Origin of the sequence: Clostridium senegalense JC122, assembly GCF_000285575.1 — a bacterium.
In the GTDB taxonomy this organism is placed as follows: domain Bacteria; phylum Bacillota; class Clostridia; order Clostridiales; family Clostridiaceae; genus Clostridium_J; species Clostridium_J senegalense.
In genome coordinates, this window is the sequence record NZ_HE611051.1 from 39,515 (window position 1) to 62,102 (window position 22,588).

At 27.8% G+C, this 22,588-nt stretch carries 19 protein-coding genes; 4 read left to right on the top strand and 15 right to left on the bottom strand.

Translation table 11 applies throughout. The features are described 5' to 3' along the window. Positions 1–198: 198 nt before the first annotated feature. The 4 genes from CSGHG_RS08405 to CSGHG_RS08420 all read right to left on the bottom strand — a co-directional run bounded on the left by CSGHG_RS08405 (position 199) and on the right by CSGHG_RS08420 (position 3,895). A complete protein-coding gene (locus CSGHG_RS08405; RefSeq protein ID WP_010294130.1) occupies positions 199–1,140 on the bottom strand; it encodes a hypothetical protein in 942 nt (313 codons plus the stop codon). 41 nt (positions 1,141–1,181) lie between these two features. Next, a complete protein-coding gene (locus tag CSGHG_RS24630) occupies positions 1,182–1,304 on the bottom strand; it encodes a hypothetical protein (RefSeq protein WP_010294132.1) in 123 nt (40 codons plus the stop codon). A 15-nt stretch (positions 1,305–1,319) separates the two neighbouring features. Then, positions 1,320–2,384: a phosphodiester glycosidase family protein gene (locus CSGHG_RS08415; RefSeq protein WP_010294133.1), complete on the bottom strand. Its 1,065-nt coding sequence runs from the start codon at positions 2,382–2,384 to the stop codon at positions 1,320–1,322. Between the two features lie 137 nt (positions 2,385–2,521). Continuing rightward, positions 2,522–3,895, bottom strand: coding sequence for a PhoH family protein (locus CSGHG_RS08420; RefSeq protein ID WP_010294134.1), 1,374 nt, complete (start codon positions 3,893–3,895; stop codon positions 2,522–2,524). A gap of 441 nt (positions 3,896–4,336) precedes the next feature. Between CSGHG_RS08420 and perR the strand changes: the two genes are divergently transcribed. Then, positions 4,337–4,780, top strand: coding sequence for a transcriptional regulator PerR (gene perR / locus CSGHG_RS08425; protein WP_010294135.1), 444 nt, complete (start codon positions 4,337–4,339; stop codon positions 4,778–4,780). 104 nt (positions 4,781–4,884) lie between these two features. Beyond that, on the top strand, positions 4,885–5,826 hold the full coding sequence (locus CSGHG_RS08430) for a hypothetical protein (protein WP_010294136.1): 942 nt from the start codon (positions 4,885–4,887) through the stop codon (positions 5,824–5,826). Positions 5,827–5,965: 139 nt separating this feature from the next. Here CSGHG_RS08430 and CSGHG_RS08435 read toward each other — a convergent pair whose 3' ends face one another. From CSGHG_RS08435 to CSGHG_RS24150, 4 genes are all read right to left on the bottom strand, one after another. Continuing rightward, complete coding sequence (locus CSGHG_RS08435; protein ID WP_010294137.1) at positions 5,966–7,123, bottom strand: hypothetical protein; 1,158 nt, start codon at positions 7,121–7,123, stop codon at positions 5,966–5,968. A 247-nt stretch (positions 7,124–7,370) separates the two neighbouring features. Continuing rightward, positions 7,371–7,574: a hypothetical protein gene (locus CSGHG_RS23155; protein WP_010294139.1), complete on the bottom strand. Its 204-nt coding sequence runs from the start codon at positions 7,572–7,574 to the stop codon at positions 7,371–7,373. Positions 7,575–7,613: 39 nt separating this feature from the next. Then, a complete protein-coding gene (locus CSGHG_RS20260; RefSeq protein ID WP_010294141.1) occupies positions 7,614–7,943 on the bottom strand; it encodes a hypothetical protein in 330 nt (109 codons plus the stop codon). A gap of 54 nt (positions 7,944–7,997) precedes the next feature. Beyond that, complete coding sequence (locus tag CSGHG_RS24150) at positions 7,998–8,579, bottom strand: hypothetical protein (protein WP_010294142.1); 582 nt, start codon at positions 8,577–8,579, stop codon at positions 7,998–8,000. Between the two features lie 761 nt (positions 8,580–9,340). Between CSGHG_RS24150 and CSGHG_RS20270 the strand changes: the two genes are divergently transcribed. Further along, on the top strand, positions 9,341–9,847 hold the full coding sequence (locus tag CSGHG_RS20270) for a CPBP family intramembrane glutamic endopeptidase (RefSeq protein WP_162130911.1): 507 nt from the start codon (positions 9,341–9,343) through the stop codon (positions 9,845–9,847). A 106-nt stretch (positions 9,848–9,953) separates the two neighbouring features. Here the strand turns inward: CSGHG_RS20270 and yihA are convergent, their stop codons facing one another. The 7 genes from yihA to CSGHG_RS08490 form a co-directional block, all read right to left on the bottom strand. After that, complete coding sequence (gene yihA / locus CSGHG_RS08460) at positions 9,954–10,544, bottom strand: ribosome biogenesis GTP-binding protein YihA/YsxC (protein WP_010294147.1); 591 nt, start codon at positions 10,542–10,544, stop codon at positions 9,954–9,956. Beyond that, positions 10,534–12,870 (bottom strand): endopeptidase La, encoded by a 2,337-nt coding sequence (gene lon, locus CSGHG_RS08465; RefSeq protein ID WP_010294149.1) that lies wholly within the window; start codon positions 12,868–12,870, stop codon positions 10,534–10,536. Before lon ends, yihA begins: the two co-directional genes overlap by 11 nt. A 201-nt stretch (positions 12,871–13,071) precedes the next feature. Then, on the bottom strand, positions 13,072–14,760 hold the full coding sequence (gene lonB, locus CSGHG_RS08470) for an ATP-dependent protease LonB (protein WP_010294153.1): 1,689 nt from the start codon (positions 14,758–14,760) through the stop codon (positions 13,072–13,074). A gap of 245 nt (positions 14,761–15,005) precedes the next feature. Then, positions 15,006–16,298: an ATP-dependent Clp protease ATP-binding subunit ClpX gene (gene clpX / locus CSGHG_RS08475; RefSeq protein ID WP_010294156.1), complete on the bottom strand. Its 1,293-nt coding sequence runs from the start codon at positions 16,296–16,298 to the stop codon at positions 15,006–15,008. Positions 16,299–16,318: 20 nt separating this feature from the next. Then, positions 16,319–16,903 (bottom strand): ATP-dependent Clp endopeptidase proteolytic subunit ClpP, encoded by a 585-nt coding sequence (gene clpP, locus CSGHG_RS08480; protein WP_010294158.1) that lies wholly within the window; start codon positions 16,901–16,903, stop codon positions 16,319–16,321. Between the two features lie 169 nt (positions 16,904–17,072). Further along, positions 17,073–18,365, bottom strand: a complete 1,293-nt coding sequence (gene tig / locus CSGHG_RS08485; RefSeq protein ID WP_010294160.1) for a trigger factor — start codon at positions 18,363–18,365, stop codon at positions 17,073–17,075. Positions 18,366–18,587: 222 nt separating this feature from the next. Then, entirely contained in the window at positions 18,588–19,385 is a 798-nt protein-coding gene (locus tag CSGHG_RS08490) for a hypothetical protein (RefSeq protein ID WP_010294161.1), read from the bottom strand. Positions 19,386–20,162: 777 nt separating this feature from the next. Here CSGHG_RS08490 and pflB point away from each other — a divergent pair. After that, the gene (pflB, locus tag CSGHG_RS08495; RefSeq protein WP_010294163.1) at positions 20,163–22,391 is read left to right on the top strand and encodes a formate C-acetyltransferase; all 2,229 of its coding nucleotides are present in this window, start codon (positions 20,163–20,165) and stop codon (positions 22,389–22,391) included. The last annotated feature ends 197 nt before the right edge of the window (positions 22,392–22,588 follow it).

The window sequence follows — 22,588 nt, forward strand, 5'->3', positions numbered from 1 at the left end:
CTTATGTTATCATATTATAATTAATCATTTCAATAATCACCTAAAAAAAATTAGCCACCTATTTATGTAGGTATATCATTTTTAAAAATTCTATAATTCAAAGTACTTTTCACTATGTTCTTACAATTGAATTTAAAAATAAGAGTAAGATTTAACCATCTTACTCTTATTGTAAATAAACTAATATTAAATATATTATTATTTTTTATATTTTATTACATAAATATTTTGTCCATTTTTAACCATTATCCCATCGTTTCTAAATGATAAAAACTCACCATTATATGTTGTAACACTTTTATCTATTTCATTTGTCACAGTTTTTCTTGTTTTATCATGAACATAAATTTTTCCTTCACTATTTATAAATATATTTTCACTTTTTGATGGGCTGGTCATTTTTATTTGTGTAAAGTCATTTTCATAATCATTAACAAATTCATTTTTTTCATCTTCTAACTTCTCTACATCCATCTCTTCAGATAAATTTTGTTTACTTTCTATTGTTTTATAATATATACTTTCAACTAAATCATTCTTCAAACTACCAACATATATATTTTTTTCATTATCGGTACCTAGAAGTGTTAATTTATCCACACCGTCTATATTTATTTCTTTATTATCTTGAGATGAATATATTTTGTTATATACTTCACCTTCATAATATAAAATATCTTCTGTTCTTAATAATGACATGTTGCTTATATATTTAGGCACAGTCTCAATCTTTGAGCCTTCTCCCATTCTATCAATTCTATAAATACTACTAACATTATCACTATCCACAGTTTTTATGTATGTAAGTCCTGTAAGTGTCGATAATTCTATATCGCTAACTTGTATATTTTCATCATAAACCTTAAAATCTTTAATTAATATTTTCTCATCCTTTTTTACATCATAAGAGGATACCATTAGTTTTATTCCATTATATCCAGAGTTTTTTTCTACAATTAGCATTCTATCTCTATCCGGTAACCATTTATAATAACTAATTTCTGAATTATCTTCTAACTGTACTTTTTTTATTTTTTCTGACTTTATTTCCTGTACATATAAATGATTTTTTTCTATATAAGATAGATATTTACAGTTATGAGAAAATTGGATTTTACTTGCATTATCAGATATTTTCACATCAACATCTTCATATTCTTTTTCATCTGCATCAAAATCTTCTATTTTTTTATAGTTACATTACTAGCAGAGCTTAAAAACTTACTATCTACATAATAAAAGCCCAAAAATTGAACAAATAAAGAAATGACTATCCAAAGTGTTAATTTTTTTATCGCTTTCATATACTTCTCCTTGTCCTATCTTTCTACATATATAACGGATGGAACAGATCTTTCTCCTAACGAATCTGATGGACTGTTTATAATTTCATCATTGTAAAACATTGTTGATGATGATCCACCATCTAAATTACTTGCATTCCATGCCCCATATTCATATAGTATGTCTTGTACATCTTTTAGCGTGGCTCCTAAACTATTAGCCTGCCTTCCATCTATTACTAACAATAATATTGTTCCATCTCTTTTCTGAGCAATAGCAGTTCTAGGGGCAATTCCCCATCCTCCATCACCAGAGTTTATTGCCTTTTGTCCATCTACAATTAATGCTGGTCCAAAACTTACAGCCTCTGTTACATTTTTTTGTAAAAGCTCATTAAAACTATATTTTCCAACAAGTAATACACCTTCTTGAGTTATAGCTACAACTTCTCTTTGTAAGTTATTATCTTCTATATCATTAAAATGTGTCTTTCCACCACTCATAATTATACCTGTAGGAATTCCTCCAGTGCCTGTCCAAAGTGACCCTGTAGCTTCATCTGTAAAGCCACCACCATTGACAGCTGCAATAGCATTATTATTCATTGCTATTTCACTTGTTAATTGTCCTTCTGTAGTTCCTTCTGTGCTAAGTTTTGAGCTAAATCCTACTTTAACTCTAGTTGGGTCCTTTATTGTTAGTAAATATCCCTTATACTTACTTGTTTGAACCTCTTCTAATAATATAGTCTGGTCATTTTTATTTTCTACTTTGACACTACTATCATTTTTATTTTGAGCTAAAGTTGTAATTGCCTGGTCCTTCAAAATTTCATTTATTTTTTCTTCACTTAAAAACTTGGTGGCAATCCATTGGTGACTTAATGTAGTCATTGCTGTGGTAACTAATGTGTTTCTAACATTTTCAAATGGCCCATAATACGCTATGTAAGGTGCTGTTGAACATGTAAATATTAATTGAAAAACTAAAAATCCAATTACTCGCTTAAATTTTTTCTTCTTTTTTATAACTTTTCTAGACTTTTTAGACTTGTTGTTGTTTTTGTTCTTGTTTTTGTTCTTGTTTTTGTTTTTTTCCATTATAATCTTCCTTTTAAAATATTATATAGTCAATGTTTAATAATATTGTAAAACACTAATATAATATCGTAGAAATAAAAAAAATCAATTAAAATTCGATTACAAAATTTAAAAATCTTGTAATCGAACTTTTTATACTATAACTTTTTAGCAGCTTCAAATGCTAATGGAGATCTCTCACATTCATCAAATTTTAAAGTTATTTGATAGCAAAGTTCACTACCTTTCATTCTTTCTGATGCATAACATAACCCATTTGATCTAGAGTTCATAAAAGGATGATCTATCTGGTCTGGATCCCCTACTAAAATCAATTTACTACCACTACCAATTCTTGTTGTTATAGCTTTAATCTGCTTAGGTGATAAATTTTGAGCCTCATCTATAATAACCCAATTTTTCACTATAGATCTACCTCTAAGATAAGCTACTGCTTCTGTTACTATTATTCTACGATCAAATATTTCTCTTACTTTATCTTGAAGTTCTTTTTCATTTTTATATCTTTCAACTTCATCAGAATCAACTAATATTTCTAAGTTATCTAATATAGGTCTCATGAATGGAGCTATTTTTTCTTCTTCTGTTCCAGGTAAAAAACCTATTTCCTCATCCATTGTTACATTAGGTCTGCACACTAATATTCTTCTATACTCACCTTTATTTTCCTCAAAAATTTTTTGTAAACCTACAGCTAAAGAAAATAATGTTTTTGCAGTTCCAGCTGGACCCTTTATTATTACTAATGGTGCTTTGGAACTATCTGTACATAATGCTTCTATCATAAATTTTTGTCCTATATTTCTTGGACTTAACCCCATTGGCTTTACATCTTTATAATAAAGTGGAACTATATTTTTTCCATCAAATCGTCCTAATGCAGTTTGCCTTGAATTTTCCATTGCATGCATTAATATAAATTGATTAATATATAACTCTGGCTTATAATAATCTTCTTTTTCTTCATCATATGCTAGGAAATCATCTTTAGGCATAACTCTATTTTTATAAAATTCTTCTATTTTACTTGATGGTATATAAAGTTCAATTCTTCCTGTATATTGTTTGTCTTCTGATACCTCTGTATCATAAAAATCTTCACTTTTTATATTTACTGTATCTGCTTTTATTCTTTCAAATATGTCTTTAGTTATTAATATAACTTCTTCTCCGCTTTCTTTTAACCCTTTGCATACTTGTATTATTCTATTATCTGCTTTTGATTTGTTCCATGAAGGTGGTATTTCTGTTTCATGATGGTTCATCTCCACTCTTATTTTTCCACCATTAGGCAATTCAACCCCTTCTATTAAAGAACCTTTTTTTCTTAAGGCGTCTATCATTCTTCCTGCATGTCTTGCATTTTCGCCTAAATCACTTTTATCCTTTTTAAAGTTGTCTAATTCCTCAAGAACTACCTCCGGTATTACTACATTACTTTTTCCAAAAGACAATATAGCTGAAGATGAATATAATATAACATTAGTATCTAATACATAGGTCTTTTTCACAGTATATGCCCCTCCTCTCATATATTATTAATATATGAGAGTTTTGTAATAAATGAATATATTATAAGCTAATTTTAAAAATTTTATTTTTAAATTACAGTAATATTATTAGTTTTTCAATTTTGTAACTTTTCTAATTATTATTTAGTTTACAAAAAGTATTTTTTATATTACATATATATGATATTATTATATTTGTTGTTTTTTACAATTTTAAAAGCATAATATATTAAACTTATTCAAATAATACTTACTATACATATAAATACAAGCTTTATTTTTTATTTTTATCATTGTATTCTTTAAAAATATTTATAATTAGTAAATTAATAAAATTTACATTATTTTCTTTTAATTTTGAAATATTTTTATTCAATACTTATTGATAATTAATAATTTTTATTATATAATAGTATTAATCACAAAACGAGGTTGATAGTTATGATAAATTTTACTCAAATCTTCAAAGAAAAGAAATTAAAACTTACACCTCAACGTATAGCTGTTTATAAATATTTATGTTCTACTACAGAGCATCCTTCTGCAGAAACTATTTATAAAGCTCTGCAAGAAGATTATCCTACTATGAGTCTTGCAACTGTTTATAAAGCATTAAAAGTTTTAGTGTCTGTAAATCTTGTTCAAGAGTTAAATGTAGGAGAAGGAAACTTCAGATATGATGCATCTATTTGTCCACATCCTCATATACAGTGCATTAAATGCTCTAGAGTTGATGATGTCAATGGAATATCTTTTGTACACTTAAATGATGATATAAAAGATTATACAGATTATGAAGTTCTTTTAAACCAAGTTTACTTTTACGGTTTATGTAGTAAATGTAAAAATTCAGCACAGTTAGAGGAAAAAAATGAAACAAAATAAACTGATAGCTTAAAGCTATCAGTTTTTTTTGCATATATTTTTTTAAAACTCATATAATTCATAAATAGGACTGTAAAATCTATTTTTATTTAGGAGGACATTTTATGAGATTAAAAAGGCTCTTTAAAAATAAGATTCTATGCTTATGTGTTATATGTATAGGATTGTTTTCTATATTTTCTATATACTTACTAACCTTAAACAATAATGATACTACATTACCCACATTTTCTCCTACTATAAACAATTCAGTTATTAATGAAGACTTAGATGGTAATGGTAGTAAAGATGCATTATACATCAAAACTGATGATAAAAATTATTTAATTCAAATTAATTTAAATGGAGAAAATAGTCTAAGCCTAAACCCTTCAAAAGAATTTTCTACTTTAGGCGAGCATAAAACTTATTGGCCTATGCGAATTACTATAGCAGATGTTTCTAGAAACAACACTAAAGAATTATTCACTCAGTGTTCAATTGGAGAAAATCCACTTCAAAGCATTTTCATATTTAAAGATGGTTCTTATGAAAATGTCTTTTCAAAGGAAAATAACATTTTAGGTCTTATAGATAATTCAAATAATAAAACTCCTAAAATTATAAGTGGTAAGTTTAGTAGTGGGTATATGGATTTGCATAGTTATATTGTATCAAACAATTCTTTAAAAGAATTTCCCTATTTATATAAAAAAAATTATATAGGTGATATCATTGTATGCGATTTTATAAACTTGATTCAAAGTTTTCCTTATGATTCTTTACAAATTCCTAACTACTTTAGCCCTACATTAGATGATAGTTCTATAACCAATATTTATACTGTTGCCAATAACAATTTAAACTATATCTTTCAAGATTGCTTTTTTAAAGATATAACTTATGATGAAAAGGGACTACCAAAAGATGTTAGTTGGACTTTAAATTTTAAGGGAATTGATTCAAATAGCCCTAAAAAAATTAGAAATTTTACATTTGATATTATAGTAACAAGATTAAACGATTCTTTTGATTACAAAATTACTTCTTTAGACTTAAGTTACTAATTTTACACAAAAAAATTGGGACCATTCAAGGTCCCAAGGGGGATGGGGGGTAACTAAAGATATAATATCTTTAGTTAATGGAGATTTTAACTCCTATTACATTATATATATTACCCATCCTTATAATTTTTATTCACTTTTATTTTTTATTTTCTCTTAAAAACTTTTGTAATAAATCTAATTTATATGGTTCTATTAATTGAATAAGTATTTTTATTATATCATAAAGTTCATCTTCACTAAATTTTCTTGATATATGTGATTTAGTTTTTGAATTTTTCTCCTTTTCATCTACTTCTACTACATCTTCCACATCTATAATTTCACCATTACTATTTAAATTTTCATTAAGAGAATTTAAACTTAAATTATTTAACTCTAAATCTAAACCATCTAAATCAACATCTTTTATATCATTATTATTTAAAGTATTCAATACTTCATTTATATCAGCATCCTGAAAAAACTCCTCTATATTTGGCATAGTTTCATTTATAGTATCTCTAGCCATACCAAAAAAGTTTGATATTATCCCTTGAAATGCAGCTACATCATTCTCTGATATATTATTAAACATACTTTCAAATTCTGATTGCATATTATTTTGTTCTTTTCTCATAGAACTATTATTACTTTGATTATTTGAATTCTTTTGTTTATTTTGGTTGTTTTGATCTGTTTGAGGTTCGTTTTGATTCATAAAACTATTAACCATTTTAACAATTTCGTTAAAGTTAAATCCCGGTGGCATCATATTTTGAATATTAGGTTGATTGGAATTATCATTATTATTAAAGTTTGATCCTCCTTGATTTCCTCCTCCACCAATAAATGTAGATATTAAATTAGATAAAAAATCTCCTTGTGGTTGTGCTCCTCCACCGCCAAACCCTGTTAAAGCAGACAAAATTGACATTATTCCTTGATTTAGTCCACCTCCAAAGAAATTTGAAAATGGATTAGGTGGCATAAATTGTTGAGGATTTCCTTGAGAATTCATATTATATCCTTGACTATTTACATTATTCCATTGGTTCATATGAGGATTTGTACCACTTATCTGTTCATTATTTGCCTGTGTTATATTAGGATCTATCCCCATATTTGGATTCATTCCTACATTAGGATTCATTCCCATATTTGGATTCATGCCCATATTTGGATTCATCCCCATGTTTGGGTTCATTCCCATATTTGGGTTAACTCCCATGTGCATCTGTTGATTTATAGGACCTTCATAATTGTTATAATTAGTTGAATATTTTTCTTCTCCTCTTCTTTTTTTATGTTTACCCATACAATCACCTCTTTACTTCTCAAACACTTCAATTCAAATTTATAATGAAACTCCATACTATATATTTCAAATTTAATATTAGGCTAAGTTTTATGTATATTTTTGTAATAATTTGTAACTGTATTATTACTTTAAAAAGCAATCCATGTATTCACATGGACTGCTAAAAATCTTATCTTTCTGCAAAACCCCCCACCTTGGGCCATGGCTTTAACGCAATTTATATTTTATCTTTAGTTGTAAAATATTAACAACAGCAAATTGTTCTGTATGGGCTATATGCTACATTATTACTTGAACGTCCGCAAAAACACATCCATAGCCATACTAATAAAATTATGGTCATTGTTGACCTTCCATCTCTACAATTGGTATTTAATAGATTTCCTTGGTTTAGTATTACTATTACTAATAATAGTAAGAATAACCCCATGCCATTATTGCATCTCATAGTATCTACCCCTTTTACTCTGAATTTACAGATGCTAAATTATCTACAGCAGCAACAACAACAAGGTTTGCATTTAGGTTTTTGTCTTTCTACACAACAAACTGGAATACATGACATATTTTGTGCAGCTGGTCTGTATGGCATATATGGTCTAACATTATTATTCATATTGTTATTGGAGTTATTGCCACAACAACCTGAACACAACCAGAACAAGAATAATAATACTAATGCATTTCTTGATGAGTTGTCTTTACAGTTTCTAGTATTTAACAATCCTTGATAATAAAATATTGATATTATCAATAATATAATGCATGGATTGCAACAGCTATTAGAATTTCCGAAATTATTTCCACATCCAAACATACTTATCCCTCCTTGTTAAATTTTGTCTAATTCCTTTTAAACTATTTTTATATTTTAACAGAATCTTCTTCCACCAAATCCGCATCCACAAAATAGGAAGAATATTATTATTATCCACCAGAACCACATACCACCAAATCCGCCGTAGCATCCATTTCCACAGCCGAATCCGTATCCATAATTAGAAACTTGTTGTTGTGGAAGTATTTGTTGTGGAATATAGCAACAAACATATTCTTTTTTAGATTTTTTAGATTTTTTACCACTACAGCAACAGCATGGATCACAGCAGCATGAACATGGTTCACAACATGCGCATGGATCGCAACATGGGTTACAACATGGGTTTGGCATTGGTTGAGGCATTGGTTGAGGCATTGGTTGAGCTCCACCACATCCGAATCCATTTCCGCCACATCCACAGAAGCACCAGAAGATAATTAATAAGAATACCCATATCCAAATACCATTTCCTCTTCTATTACCACAGCCACATCCGTTATTGTTTCCGCCACAGTTATTATTAGATCCACCATTATCACATCCACAGCTTGAGCTATATCCTTCTGCATTATTTTCTGTATTTTCTCCATTGTTTAAACTAGAAATCAAGTTTAATAAAGCATTCATATCCATAAAATATTGTCCTCCTTTTATTTTAGATATATTTTTTATTTCTTTTGTACACTACATCTTATGATTTTTTTCCTTTTTTGACACTAATTTATATTTATTTTGTTAATTTTACATTCATTTGTTTATCAATTAATTCTTCTGTTTTCTAATAATATACTATTTACATAGACCATATTTTGTTACATAATATTACTATTTTTTATAATAAATATTGTAATTAGAAAAAATTGAATTAAAATATCTGTTCTAAGGTTAATATATTAATGCTACAATATATTATAGATTTAATTTTAATTTTCTTATATTTATAGAGAAACAAGCTCTCATTTAAATTTATTCAATAACTTTAAAATATTTTTATGCAAAATGTAGTATTGGATTTTAAGTAATTAGGAGCATGTCTCACTATTTAGGGTATACAAGTTGTGGAATGGATACTTTTAAAAGTTAACTTGGAACCCTAGAATTAAAAACAAATCAATATTTTTTATTATTCCATAAAATTTAGCACAATTAATATTTACATAAGGGGTGTTTTTATTGTTATTACCGTTAATTATTGATATTTTTATAATAATATTAGTGTATTTTTTCCATTTGTATTTTTTATGTATAAATTAGTATTTGATTATAAAAAATTCTCTATTTTTTCTTTCAAATCCATTGGCGCAATTATCATTTATACAATAATAGTACTATTACTACCTCCAATGCACGCTAACACATTGCCTTTTTTTGCAGTAGTATTAGCGATTATGTATATGAAAAATGAACATGATAAAGATTATTTTAAATATAATTTTAGTATTAGAAATACTAATTTCATATTAGCTTTTAAATATGCACTTTTCAGTTATGCTATTTCAATCGTAGCTGCTTTAATTTGGGATATAATTTTAAAATTTATGGGAGTAACCACTGAACAACAAGATGTAGTACAAATATTATCAGATTATACACTTCTTAAATTTTTGATTTCCGTTCCATCTACAGTTATTTTTGCTCCTATTTTAGAAGAATTTGTTTTTAGATACCTTCTCTTTGAGAAATTCTTAAATAAGTTTATTCATCCAATACTTTCTGCTATAATAACAAGTTTAATTTTTGCATTCATGCATTTTAGCCTAAGTGCATTTTTAACGTTATTTACTCTTAGTTTGCTAACATGCTATTTCATGCATAATAAAGGTTTTTGGTATTCTGTATCTATTCATATGATGATGAACTTAATTACTACTACCTTAATTTTTATTAGTAAACTATCTTAAACTCAAAAAAACACATACTTTTATAAAGTATGTGTTTTTTATATTTATTTGAATTTTTAAGTTATTAATAAATATTTAATTTTATATAATCATAAACACTTATTAACTATTCCAATTCTATATTTTTACTTAATTCTTCTAATAAATTTTCTTTACCTTCTTTTTTTAATGATGAAAAGAAAACTATTGATTCTTCCTTATCCATTTTTAAAGTTTCTCTTATAAGTTTTTTACTTTTGGCTGCCTCATTATTAGTTAATTTATCCCTTTTTGTAGCTACCACTATAACATTATACCCATAATGTTTTACCCAATTATACATAATAACATCATCATTAGTAGGCTTATGTCTAGAATCAACTAAAAGCACTATTTTTTTTAGCTGTGGACGATCTATTAAATATTTCTCCATCATTTTTCCCCAGCTATCCTTTTCTTTTTTAGATACTTTTGCATATCCATATCCTGGCAAATCTACAAAATAAAACTCATTGTTTATTAAGAAAAAGTTTATTAATCTAGTTTTTCCTGGTGTACCACTTACTTTAACCAATTTCTTTCTATTTGTTAAAGTATTTATAAGTGATGATTTTCCAACATTTGAACGTCCAACAAAAGCAAATTCTACTCTATTATCAATAGGATATTGTTGTGGTTTCACTGCTGATATAACAAATTCTGATTGTTTAATTTCCATTATTCATCTCTCCAATAACTAAAGCATTCTTTAGTACTTCATTTACATTTTCTACTGGTATAAATTTTATCTTATTTTTAACGCTCTTAGGCAGTTTATCTATATCTTTTTTATTGTCTTTTGGCATTATTATAGTATCTATACCCATTCTATATGCAGCTAGACTTTTTTCTTTTAGTCCTCCAATAGGCAACACTTTTCCAGTTAAAGTTACTTCGCCAGTCATTGCAACATTATGTTTTACTTTTGAATTACTTAACGCTGATACCATAGCTGTAGTCATTGTTATCCCCGCTGATGGGCCATCTTTAGGTACTGCCCCTTCTGGTACATGTATATGAATATCTTTGTTCTTATAAAACTCATTTTTTATACTAAATCTGTTTGCATTAGATCTTACATAACTATATGCAGCTTTTGCAGATTCTTTCATCACATCACCTAACTTACCAGTAAGTTCAAGTTTTCCATTTCCGTCCATAACCATTACTTCTATAGGAAGAGTATCACCACCATATGCTGTCCATGCTAAACCAGTAACTACCCCTATCTTATCATCTTGTTGCATATCATCATAGCTAAATATTTCTACGCCTAAGTATTTAGTTACATGATTAGATGTAATTGCTATTTTTTCTTTATCCTTTTCTACAAGTTCAGTTATAGCTTTTCTTATCATTGTAGCTAATTTTCTTTGTAAACTTCTAACTCCTGATTCTCTAGTATAACTTTCTACAACTTTTTTTATTGCAGAATCATGTATCTTAATTTGACTTTCTTTAACATTATGTTCTTTTAATAATTTAGGAACTATATGCCTTTTAGCTATATTAAATTTTTCCTCTAAAGTATATCCACTTACTTCTATAATCTCCATTCTATCTAAAAGTGGTCTAGATATAGTATCAAGTGAATTGGCTGTTGTTATAAATAATACTTTTGATAAGTCAAAATCTAATTCTAAGTAATGATCCCTAAAACTATTGTTTTGTTCTGGATCTAAAACTTCTAATAGTGAATCTTCTATATTTCCCTTATGATCCATTCCTGTTTTATCTATCTCATCTAAAAGAAATACTGGATTTTTAGATCCTGCTTTTTTCATACCATTTATAATTCTACCTGGAATAGCTCCTACATAAGTTTTTCTATGACCTCTTATTTCTGCTTCGTCTCTTACTCCACCTAAGCTCATTCTTACAAATTTACGTTGTAAGGCTTCTGAAACAGATTCAGCTATAGAAGTCTTCCCAACTCCAGGTGGTCCAACCAAACATAGTATTGGAGCTTTCAATCCTCTACTAACTTTTCTTACCGCTAAATATTCTATTATTCTTTCCTTAACGTCTTCCATTCCATAATGGTTTTCATCTAGTACTTTTCTAGCATTTTTTATGTCTAAATTATCTTTTGTTATTGTTCCCCAAGGTAAACCTAATAGAACATCTAAGTAAGTTTTTGTATTAAGACCTTCTTGAGAAGATGCTCCACTACTTTTTAACCTTTTAAGCTCATATAAAGCCTTTTCTCTCGCTTCCTTAGGAAGTTTCGCTTTTACCATCTTAGACTCATATTCTCTAAGTTCTTTTAACTCTTCATCATCTTCTCCCAATTCTTCTTGAATTGTTTTTATTTGTTCTCTAAGATAATACTCCTTTTGTACCTTTCCAATTTTACTTTTTACTTTTATGCCTATTTTCTTTTCCAGTGCTACAATTTCCAATTCACCTTTTATAATTGTCAACAACTTTTCTAAACGCTCTTTAATATTAATTAAACTTAATAATTCTTGTTTTTTACTTTGTTTTAATAACATATACGATGCTATAGTGTCGCATATTCTTCCAAGGTCTTCCTCTTCATCTAAATCTATCATTACATCCATTGACTGATTAGTAACTTCTAAATAGTCTTGAAAACTTTCTAGTATAGATGCAACATAAGCTTGACACTCTACCATATCTTCCTTAGGTATTTTATCTTCTATAACTTCTATTTCACCTAAAATACTACTTTCATCTTTTATATAATCTATTAATTTCCCCCTGCATTCACCTTCAACTAACACTCTTATGTAATTTTCAGGTAACCTAACCAACTGTTTTACTGTACATATAGTTCCTATTTGTTGTATATCATCTTTTTCTACGTCTTCAACTTTAGCATCTTTTTGTGAAACTAAAAAAATCTTCTGATCTTTAGTCATAGCAGTCTCAAGGGCAACTATAGATTTTTCTCTTCCCACATCAAAATTCAATACATTATATGGGAAAATACTTAATCCTCTTAAAGGTATTAAAGGAAGTTTTATTATATTATTCTCCATTTTCTCCCCTCATTTCTATAAATTAATGTTATTTTATCGCTTATGATTTAAAAAAGTATATAAATAGACTAATATATTATAACCATAATTAAGATTTTTTTCAATTAATAAGTCACTCTAATTATATATTCTTTTAACATATTTCCTTTAAATATTAAATAAAAAATATTATTAAATTAAACAACTCTTATATATTATTAACTATATAGATTTTGCAGTTAGTATATCTAAGTCACCTTTAACATTCACATCCAATGTTTCATACTCTTGATTTACTATTGAAATTTTTATCACTTCTTTTATATGACCTACTGGTATAATATCAACACCTTCAATCTGACTAAAACTCTCTTGCCAGTTTTCTTTAGGAATAATTATCTTTGTAGCACCTGCTTTCATAGCAGCTTGAATTTTAGAACTTACACCACCTACTGGCATTACAAGTCCATAAATAGATATTTCACCAGTCATAGCAACTTTATTGTTTACTCTATTTCCAGTTATAGCACTATATATAGCAGTGGCTATACTTACTCCTGCTGATGGACCATCTACTGGAGTTCCCCCTGGAAAATTTACATGTATATCATATTCATTTACATGTAATGAAAAAGTTTTTTCAATGACAGTAATTACATTTTCTAGTGATGATGCTACTGTGCTCTTTCTCTTTATTTTCTTGTTGTTATCTTTAATTTCTTCTTCTTCAACTATTCCTGTTATTTTAATTTTTCCCATACGAGATTTAACTTTCATCGCCGTTGCTTCAATCTCCATCAATGCTCCTATATTAGCTCCATACACTGCCAACCCATTTACATTTCCTATCATAGGCGCAGTCTTTACTTTCTTTATAGGTCTTTTACTATAATGACCATTTTCAATAACCCACTCAACATCTTCAACACTTACATACTTTCTATTTTCATTTATAGCTATTCCTGATGCCAATTGAATTAAATTAACTGCATCTCTTCCATTTGAAGAATATAATCCCACTAACTTTGCTGCATCTTCTTCTAAATTTAATTCTAATTTTTTCATAGCATTATTGGCTATAACTTCTATTTCTTCTGGTGTTAGAGCCCTAAAAAATATTTCTACACATCTTGATCTTATAGCTGGAGGTATTTCTTCTGGATTTCTTGTTGTAGCACCTATCAGTCTAAAATCTGCTGGAAACCCATTATCAAATATATCCTTTATATATTGTGGCATATTATTATCTTCAGAGTTATAATAAGCACTATCTAAAAATACTTTTCTATCTTCTAATACTTTTAATAACTTATTCATTTCAATTGGATGCAACTCACCAATCTCATCTATAAATAGAACTCCACCATGAGCTTTAGATACAGCTCCCATTTTAGGTTGTGGTACCCCAGCTGCACCTAATGGTCCAGCACCTTGATATATAGGATCATGAACCGAACCTATAAGCGGGTCAGCAATTCCTCTTTCATCAAACCTTATTGTTGTTGCATCTATTTCTACAAATTTAGAATAATCACCAAAAGGTGAGTTTTCTCTTTTTTTAGCTTCTTCTAAAACTAGTCTTGCAGCTGCTGTCTTACCAATGCCTGGTGGCCCATAAATTATAACGTGTTGTGGATTAGGTCCACATATAGCTGCTTTTAAAGCTCTTATACCTTTTTGTTGACCTATTATTTCATTAAAATTCGTTGGCCTGCTTTTCTCCGAAAGTGGCATAGTTAATGATATACTTTTCATTTCTTCTAGTCTTTTAGCATCTTCCTTTTTTTCATTAATATTTGATGAAGAGTTTTTTATATTACCCTTACTTGAAAATATATAAATTATTAATGAGAAAATAATTATAGAATGAACAGTTAAAATAAGAAAAATCGTTGAATTTTCCATAATCATATACATTATCCTCCATAAATCTTTATTTAGGGAATATTAGCTTTTTATATTATATAAAAGTACATACTTTCCCCTTTATACTACTATTATTTTCACATTTTCCTTTAATATTCTTATTCACTAAATAAAATTCTTACTTAATCATAAGGATAAAATATAAGTTAAAATAATTGCATAAAAATAAAGACACTATAAAACATATAGTGCCTTTATATATTAAAAATATTTAACATTATTTTCTAACATTATGCTGGTTCTAAACCTCGTTTAGATTTACCTTTTGATTCAATTTTCAACGGCTCTCTTTTTCCACTTTCAGCTATAACAACATCTGGTTCTTTAGTCTTTATTGTATCTTTAGTTATTATAACTTTTTCAATTTCTTCTCTTGAAGGAATTTCAAACATAATATCCTTCATAGTTTCTTCTATTATAGCTCTAAGACCTCTTGCTCCAGTTTTTCTTTTGATTGCTTCATTAGCTATCTGTTTTAATGCTTCTTCATCAAAATCTAATAACACATCATCCATTTCAAATAGCTTTTTATATTGCTTAACTAGTGCATTTTTAGGTTCACTTAATATACTAACCAATGCACTCTCATCTAAAGCTTGTAAAGTTACTATTATAGGTAATCTTCCAACAAACTCTGGTATTAAACCAAATCTTAACAAATCTCCTGGCATTATTTCTTTTAATAATGCTCCTATATCTTTAACTTCTTTAGTTTGAACATCTGCACCAAATCCCATTGATGATTTTTGAGTTCTTCTTGATATTATTTTATCTAAGCCATCAAATGCTCCACCACATATAAATAAAATGTTTGAAGTGTTAATTTGTATAAACTCCTGATGTGGATGTTTTCTTCCGCCTTGAGGTGGTACAGATGCTACTGTTCCTTCTAAAATTTTCAATAATGCTTGCTGTACGCCTTCACCTGATACATCTCTAGTTATAGACGGATTCTCGGATTTTCTTGCTATTTTGTCTATTTCATCAATATATATTATACCTTTTTCTGCCTTTTCTACATCATAATCAGAATTTTGAATTAATTTAAGTAAGATATTTTCAACATCTTCGCCTACATATCCAGCTTCTGTCAATGTAGTAGCATCAGCTATAGCAAAAGGTACATTTAACATTTTAGCTAAAGTTTGTGCAAGTAATGTCTTTCCTGAACCTGTTGGTCCTAATAATAAAATATTACTTTTTTGAAGTTCAACATCCCCTTCACTAACATTAGAACTTATTCTTTTATAGTGATTATAGACAGCAACGGATAAAGATTTTTTAGCTTCATCCTGTCCAACAACATACTGATCTAAATATTTTTTTATTTCTGCTGGCTTTGGAAGAGTTTCCATATCCATTTGGACACTGTCTTCTCTTTCATCTACTATAATTTCTGAGCATAATTCTATACATTCATCACATATATAAACCCCTGGTCCAGCTATAAGTCTTTTTACTTGTTCTTCATTTTTTCCACAAAAAGAACATTTGAATTTTTTCTTTTCATCATTTCTTGGCATGTCTACACCTCTCTAAAATGCTATTTCTTTTTAATTATTACCTCATCAATCAATCCATATTCTTTTGCTTCTTCTGCACTCATAAAGTAATCTCTTTCAACATCTTTTTTAATTACTTCAAGGGACTTACCAGTATTTTCACTTAATATTTCATTTAATGTTTCTTTTATTCTTATTATACGTTTTGCATGTATATCTATATCTGTAGCCTGCCCTTTAAATCCACCTAATGGTTGATGTATCATTATTTCACTATTTGGAAGAGCAAATCTTTTTCCCTTAGCTCCAGATGATAATAAAAATGCTCCCATTGATGCAGCTAATCCTGTACAAATTGTAACAACATCTGGCTTTATATAGTTCATAGTATCATATATAGCCATTCCGTCTGTTATTGATCCTCCAGGACTATTTATATAAAGATAAATATCTTTATCTGGATCTTCTGATTCTAAAAATAATAATTGAGCAACAATTAAACTTGCAGTAGTAGAGTTTACCTCTTCTCCTAAAAATATTATTCTTTCTTTTAAAAGTCTAGAATAAATATCATAAGATCTTTCACCCTTATTAGTCTGCTCTACTACCATTGGTACTAAACTCATACAACTTCCTCCTTTTTGTACTATATTTATAATACAAATACTACACTAACTAATTCTGTCCATAAATTTAATGTTTAAACTATAATTTATATATTTATATATTATTAAAATTAATTGCCAGAAAAAAAATCTGGCAATTAATCATATTTTAACAAAATTTATTATTCTATTAATTAGTAGCTTTACTAGTTTCAACTAACATTTTTCTTACTTTTTCAGCAAGGACTTGAACTTCTAAATATACTTTTTGGCTTTCCATTAACATTTCAGCTGTTTTTTCAGCATCCTCTGCACCATAGTACATTTTAGCTATTTCTTCTGCTCTAGTTTTTAATTCTTCTTCTGTAGCTTTAACTTCTTCTACTTCAGCAATTTTATCTATTACCATTTCAGTTTTAACTTTATTTGTAGCTACTTCGTTCATTTGATTTCTAAACTCTTCTTCATTTGTATTAGTGAATTGGAAGTATTTTTCAAGAGTTAATCCTTGATATTGTAATCTTGTTTCTAAATCTTTTAGCATTCCGCTTATTTCTCTATTTACCATTGATTCTGGAATATCTATTGTTGCATTTTCAACAACTGCAGATATAACAGCCTCTTCATATTCTCTTTCAGTTCTTAATTCGTTTGATTTATCTAAGTTAGCTTTTATATCATTTCTTAATTCTTCTAAAGTTTCAAATTCTGAAACTTCTTTTGCAAACTCATCATCTATTGCTGGTAATTCTTTTGTTTTTACAGCTTTAACTGTAACTTCAAATTTTGCTTCTTTTCCATTTAATTCTTCTATTCCATATTCTTTTGGGAATGTTACATGAACTTCTTTATTTTCTCCAGCTTTTAATCCAACTATTTGATCTTCAAAGTTGTCTATAAAAGTACCTGATCCAATTTCTAATTCATAGTCTTTTCCTTCTCCACCTTCAAATGGAACTTCTCCTACAAATCCTTTAAAGTCTATAACAGCTATATCTTCTTTTTCAATAGCTTTTTCTTTAACTTCTACTCTAGCATTTTTTTGTTGCATTTCTTTTATTTTATTTTCAACATCTTCATCTGTTGTTTTATATTCGTTCTTCTTAACTTCTAATCCTTTATATTCTCCAAGTTTTACCTCTGGAGCAACTGGTACATTAGCTATGTATATTAAATCTTTTCCTTCTCCAATTTGCTCTATTTCTATTTGTGGGTAATCAACTGGATTTATTTTATTTTCACTTAATGCTACTGGATATGTTTCTCTATAAACTATATCTAATGCATCTTCAAATAAAACTGACTCTCCATAATATTTTTTTACTATTGCATAAGGTGCTTTACCTCTTCTAAATCCTGGTATATTAAACTTCTTAGAGTTTTTTGCAAATGCTTTTTTTACAGCGCTATTAAATTTTTCTGCTTCTACTGTTACTGTTAGTTTTACAACGCTTTTTGGTAAATTTTCCACTTTAACGTTCATTTTTCTTTTTCCTCCTACTATATATAAATGAATATTAACCTAATAAATTATAACACATATTATTCAAATTAGGTAGATTAATTATTAACTTGTGCTAATTATAACAAACTAAATATTTCTATTTATTTTTCAATCATAGTTTATAATTTGAAATTTATCAAGCTTTTTCAAATTATACAATATTTCTATATCTAATTACAAGATTTTTTACAATTTTTCCTATTAATAAACTATATTCCCTTGTGAATCTATAAATAAAACATTGTTATCTATGTTTACAACTAAGCCTTTTTCTTGAAGATTTCCCATTTTTACATCTTTACCGTAAATTTCATAATGGGGGGTCCTATTAAGAGAATTAATATCTAAAGTCCAAATATATTGATTTTTTTCTGAAATTATCCAAGGTAGATAACTTGTATATGCTATTAAATTATCATTTATAAATTTAGGGTTATCTGCCCAAATATAACCTTGATTTTCTGTAATAACTTTATCTTTTGAAAAAGTCATATTTTCATCAGAAATATATTCCTTTTGAGTTACATCTTTAGTACTTCCGTTCAAATCAACTAAATACATGTTCTGACTATCTTTATTTAAAACAATCATATTTTTACCATTAGGACTTATATCTCCTTTTAAACTTTCAACACCTTCAAAAGAAATAATTTTTTCTTTTTTATCATCTAAGTTTAATTTTAAATTTTTTCCTTCTATTAATACATCTTTTATTAATTCTTTTTCATTATGAGAATTTTCTTCTTTATTTATGTTTTTATTAGAATCATTATTTTCTTCAACTACAGGTTCTTTTACATTGTTGGTTTCATTTTTAGATACATTAATATTGGATCTTATTATATTAACAAATTTATCTTTTATAGGTGTGCTAAAAAAAATTACTGCACTAACTAAAAAAGCACCAACTAATATTAAAATTATGTATTTTCTTCTTTTCATTTTCTTCATTTCTTTTTCATAATTTCTACTAAACATACTTGGCTTTCTTCTACCCAATTTTAATACCTCCTAAGAAATATTTAAAATTTATTTAAATATTCATATTATTCACTCATCTAATCAATGCCTCTATTTAAGTTTTAAACTTTTCTTTTCTTATTATACCTTATTTTAATATAATTAGTATATTTATGTCTAAAATTTTATATTTGCACTATTTTATTCTCAAAAAATTTCAAAATAATATTAGTATATTTAATACTTATTACTAAATCATTTCTATTATGTTATTATTTTCTTATTTTTTTTAACTGTTATCTCTTTTAAAATTAATAAAATTACCATTTAAATGTTATATTATTTTTAATTTATCATTAGATTTCAAGGTAATGCTTAATTCTAGATTAAAAGTTATTGTAAAAGATAATTATTAACTGTTACATTAACTGTATTAGTTTTTTAAAACTGTTATATTTTTTATTGCGTTTTTTTAACAATATGTTCATTTATAAAGTTATTCTTTTACATTTAAAAACATTTTTTCCTTGTTTATGATGTAATTTAATAAAATCTGATATAGATTTTACTCCATTTTTCCCTATTTACCTAAACTTTTACATTGTTTTTACATTAAATAATAATGAATATTTAAATTTATTTTTTCTGACAATTTCAAAACATATTGATTTATTTCTGTATTAGTAATACAATTATAACAGAAGCAAAACTTAAATATAAATTACAGTAAAAAAGTTATTATCATTATTTTTTATCTCTTTAAAATATAATGTTTTAAAACGTAATCACTTGTAATATATTAAGGAGGAATAGTAAATGTTTAAACAATGGGAAAATTTCAAAGGTGAGCTTTGGAAAGAAGAAATTAATGTTAGAGATTTCATTCAAAAAAACTATTCATTATATGAGGGAGACGAGTCTTTCTTAGTTGGAATGACTCCAAAAACTGAAAAAGTTTGGGAAAAAGCTCATGCTCTAATAATAGAAGAAATAAAAAAAGGTATAATTGATGTAGAAGTTAATGAAGTTTCTGGAATTAACAATTTTGCACCAGGATACATCGACAAAGATAATGAAGTAATTGTTGGATTACAAACAGATGCTCCACTTAAAAGAATTGTTAACCCATTCGGAGGATTCAGAATGGTTGAGCAATCACTAGAAGCATATGGATATAAATTAAATGAAGATATTGCAAAATACTTCAATAAATATAGAAAAACTCATAACCAAGGTGTTTTTGATGCTTATAGCAAAGAAACAAGAGCTGCTAGAAGTGTTGGTTTATTAACTGGTCTTCCAGATGCTTATGGTAGAGGAAGAATCATAGGTGACTACAGAAGAATCGCTCTTTATGGAATAGACTTCTTAATAGAGCAAAAGAAAGCTGACTTAGATGCTTTAGTAGGACCTGCTTTAGAAGAATTATTAAGAAAAAGAGAAGAAGTTAATGAGCAAATAAGAGCTCTTAATGAAATAAAAGCTATGGCTGCATCTTATGGAGTAGACATATCTAAACCATCTTCAAATGCTAAAGAGGCAGTTCAAGCTGTATACTTTGGATATTTAGCTGCTATAAAAGAAAATAACGGTGCTGCAATGTCTTTAGGAAGAACAAGTACATTCCTTGATATATACATGGAAAGAGATTTAGAAGCTGGAATTATAACTGAAGCTGAAGCTCAAGAGATAATTGATCAATTCATAATCAAATTAAGACTTGCTAGACATTTAAGAACTCCAGAATATAATGAATTATTTGCTGGAGATCCTAACTGGATAACTGAATCTATAGCTGGAGTATCTGTAAATGGTCAACCATTAGTAACTAAAAACTCTTTCAGATACTTACACACATTAACTAACTTAGATCCAGCACCAGAACCAAACATGACAGTTTTATGGTCTGAAAAATTACCTAAGAACTTCAAAGAATATTGTGCTAAAATGTCAATTCAAACTGGAGCAATCCAATATGAAAATGATGATATAATGAGACCAATATATGGAGATGACTATGGTATAGCTTGCTGTGTATCTGCTATGGAAATTGGTAAGAGAATGCAGTTCTTCGGAGCTAGAGTAAACTTAGCTAAAGCTTTACTATACACTATCAACGGTGGAATTGATGAGAAAAAAGGAACAGTTGTAATTAAAGGATTAAATAAAATAACTGATGAAGTACTTGATTACAAAACAATCAAACCTGCTTACTTCAATGTTTTAGAATACATTGCTGAATTATATGTAAACACAATGAATACAATCCACTTCATGCATGATAAATATGCTTACGAAGCTGGACAAATGGCATTACATGATACTGATATTAAGAGATTCATGGCATTCGGAGTTGCTGGATTATCAGTTGTTGCTGACTCATTAAGTGCTATAAAATATGCTAAAGTTAAACCTATAAGAAATGAAGAAGGAATAGCTATCGACTTCGAAATCGAAGGAGACTTCCCTAAATACGGAAATGACGACGATAGAGTTGATGATTTAGCAGTAGAATTATTAAACGTATTCTCTGAAATGTTAAAGAAACACCCAACTTACAGAGATGCTGAACATTCTTTATCTGCATTAACAATAACTTCTAACGTTGTTTACGGTAAGAAAACAGGAGCTACTCCAGACGGAAGAAAAGCTGGCGAAGCATTCGCTCCAGGAGCTAACCCAATGCACGGAAGAGATTGTAACGGTGCTTTAGCATCATTAAACTCAGTTGCTAAATTACCATACAGAAATGCTTGCCAAGATGGTATTTCTAATACATTCTCTATAATTCCAGATGCACTTGGAAAAACTGAAGAAGAAAGAAAAATCAACTTAGCATCAATCATGGATGGATACTTCTCTCAAAGTGCGTTCCACCTAAACGTTAACGTATTAAACAGAGAAACTCTATTAGATGCTATGGAAAATCCAGATAAATACCCAACTCTAACAATCAGAGTTTCTGGATATGCAGTTAACTTCAATAGATTAACTAAAGCTCAACAATTAGAAGTTATAAGCAGAACATTCCACAAATCAATCTAATTTAATATTACTATGACTATTATCAGGGTTGCTTTAAATATAAGCAACTCTGATATATTAAAAAAGTTATTATATACAGAAGCTAAAAACTTAGATACTTTTTAAGTTAAAATGGCTTTTTATTTTTTAAAATTTTTATATGTTTATGTATAAACAACTACTATTTATCCCTATAATATTTTAAAGGTTTCTATATT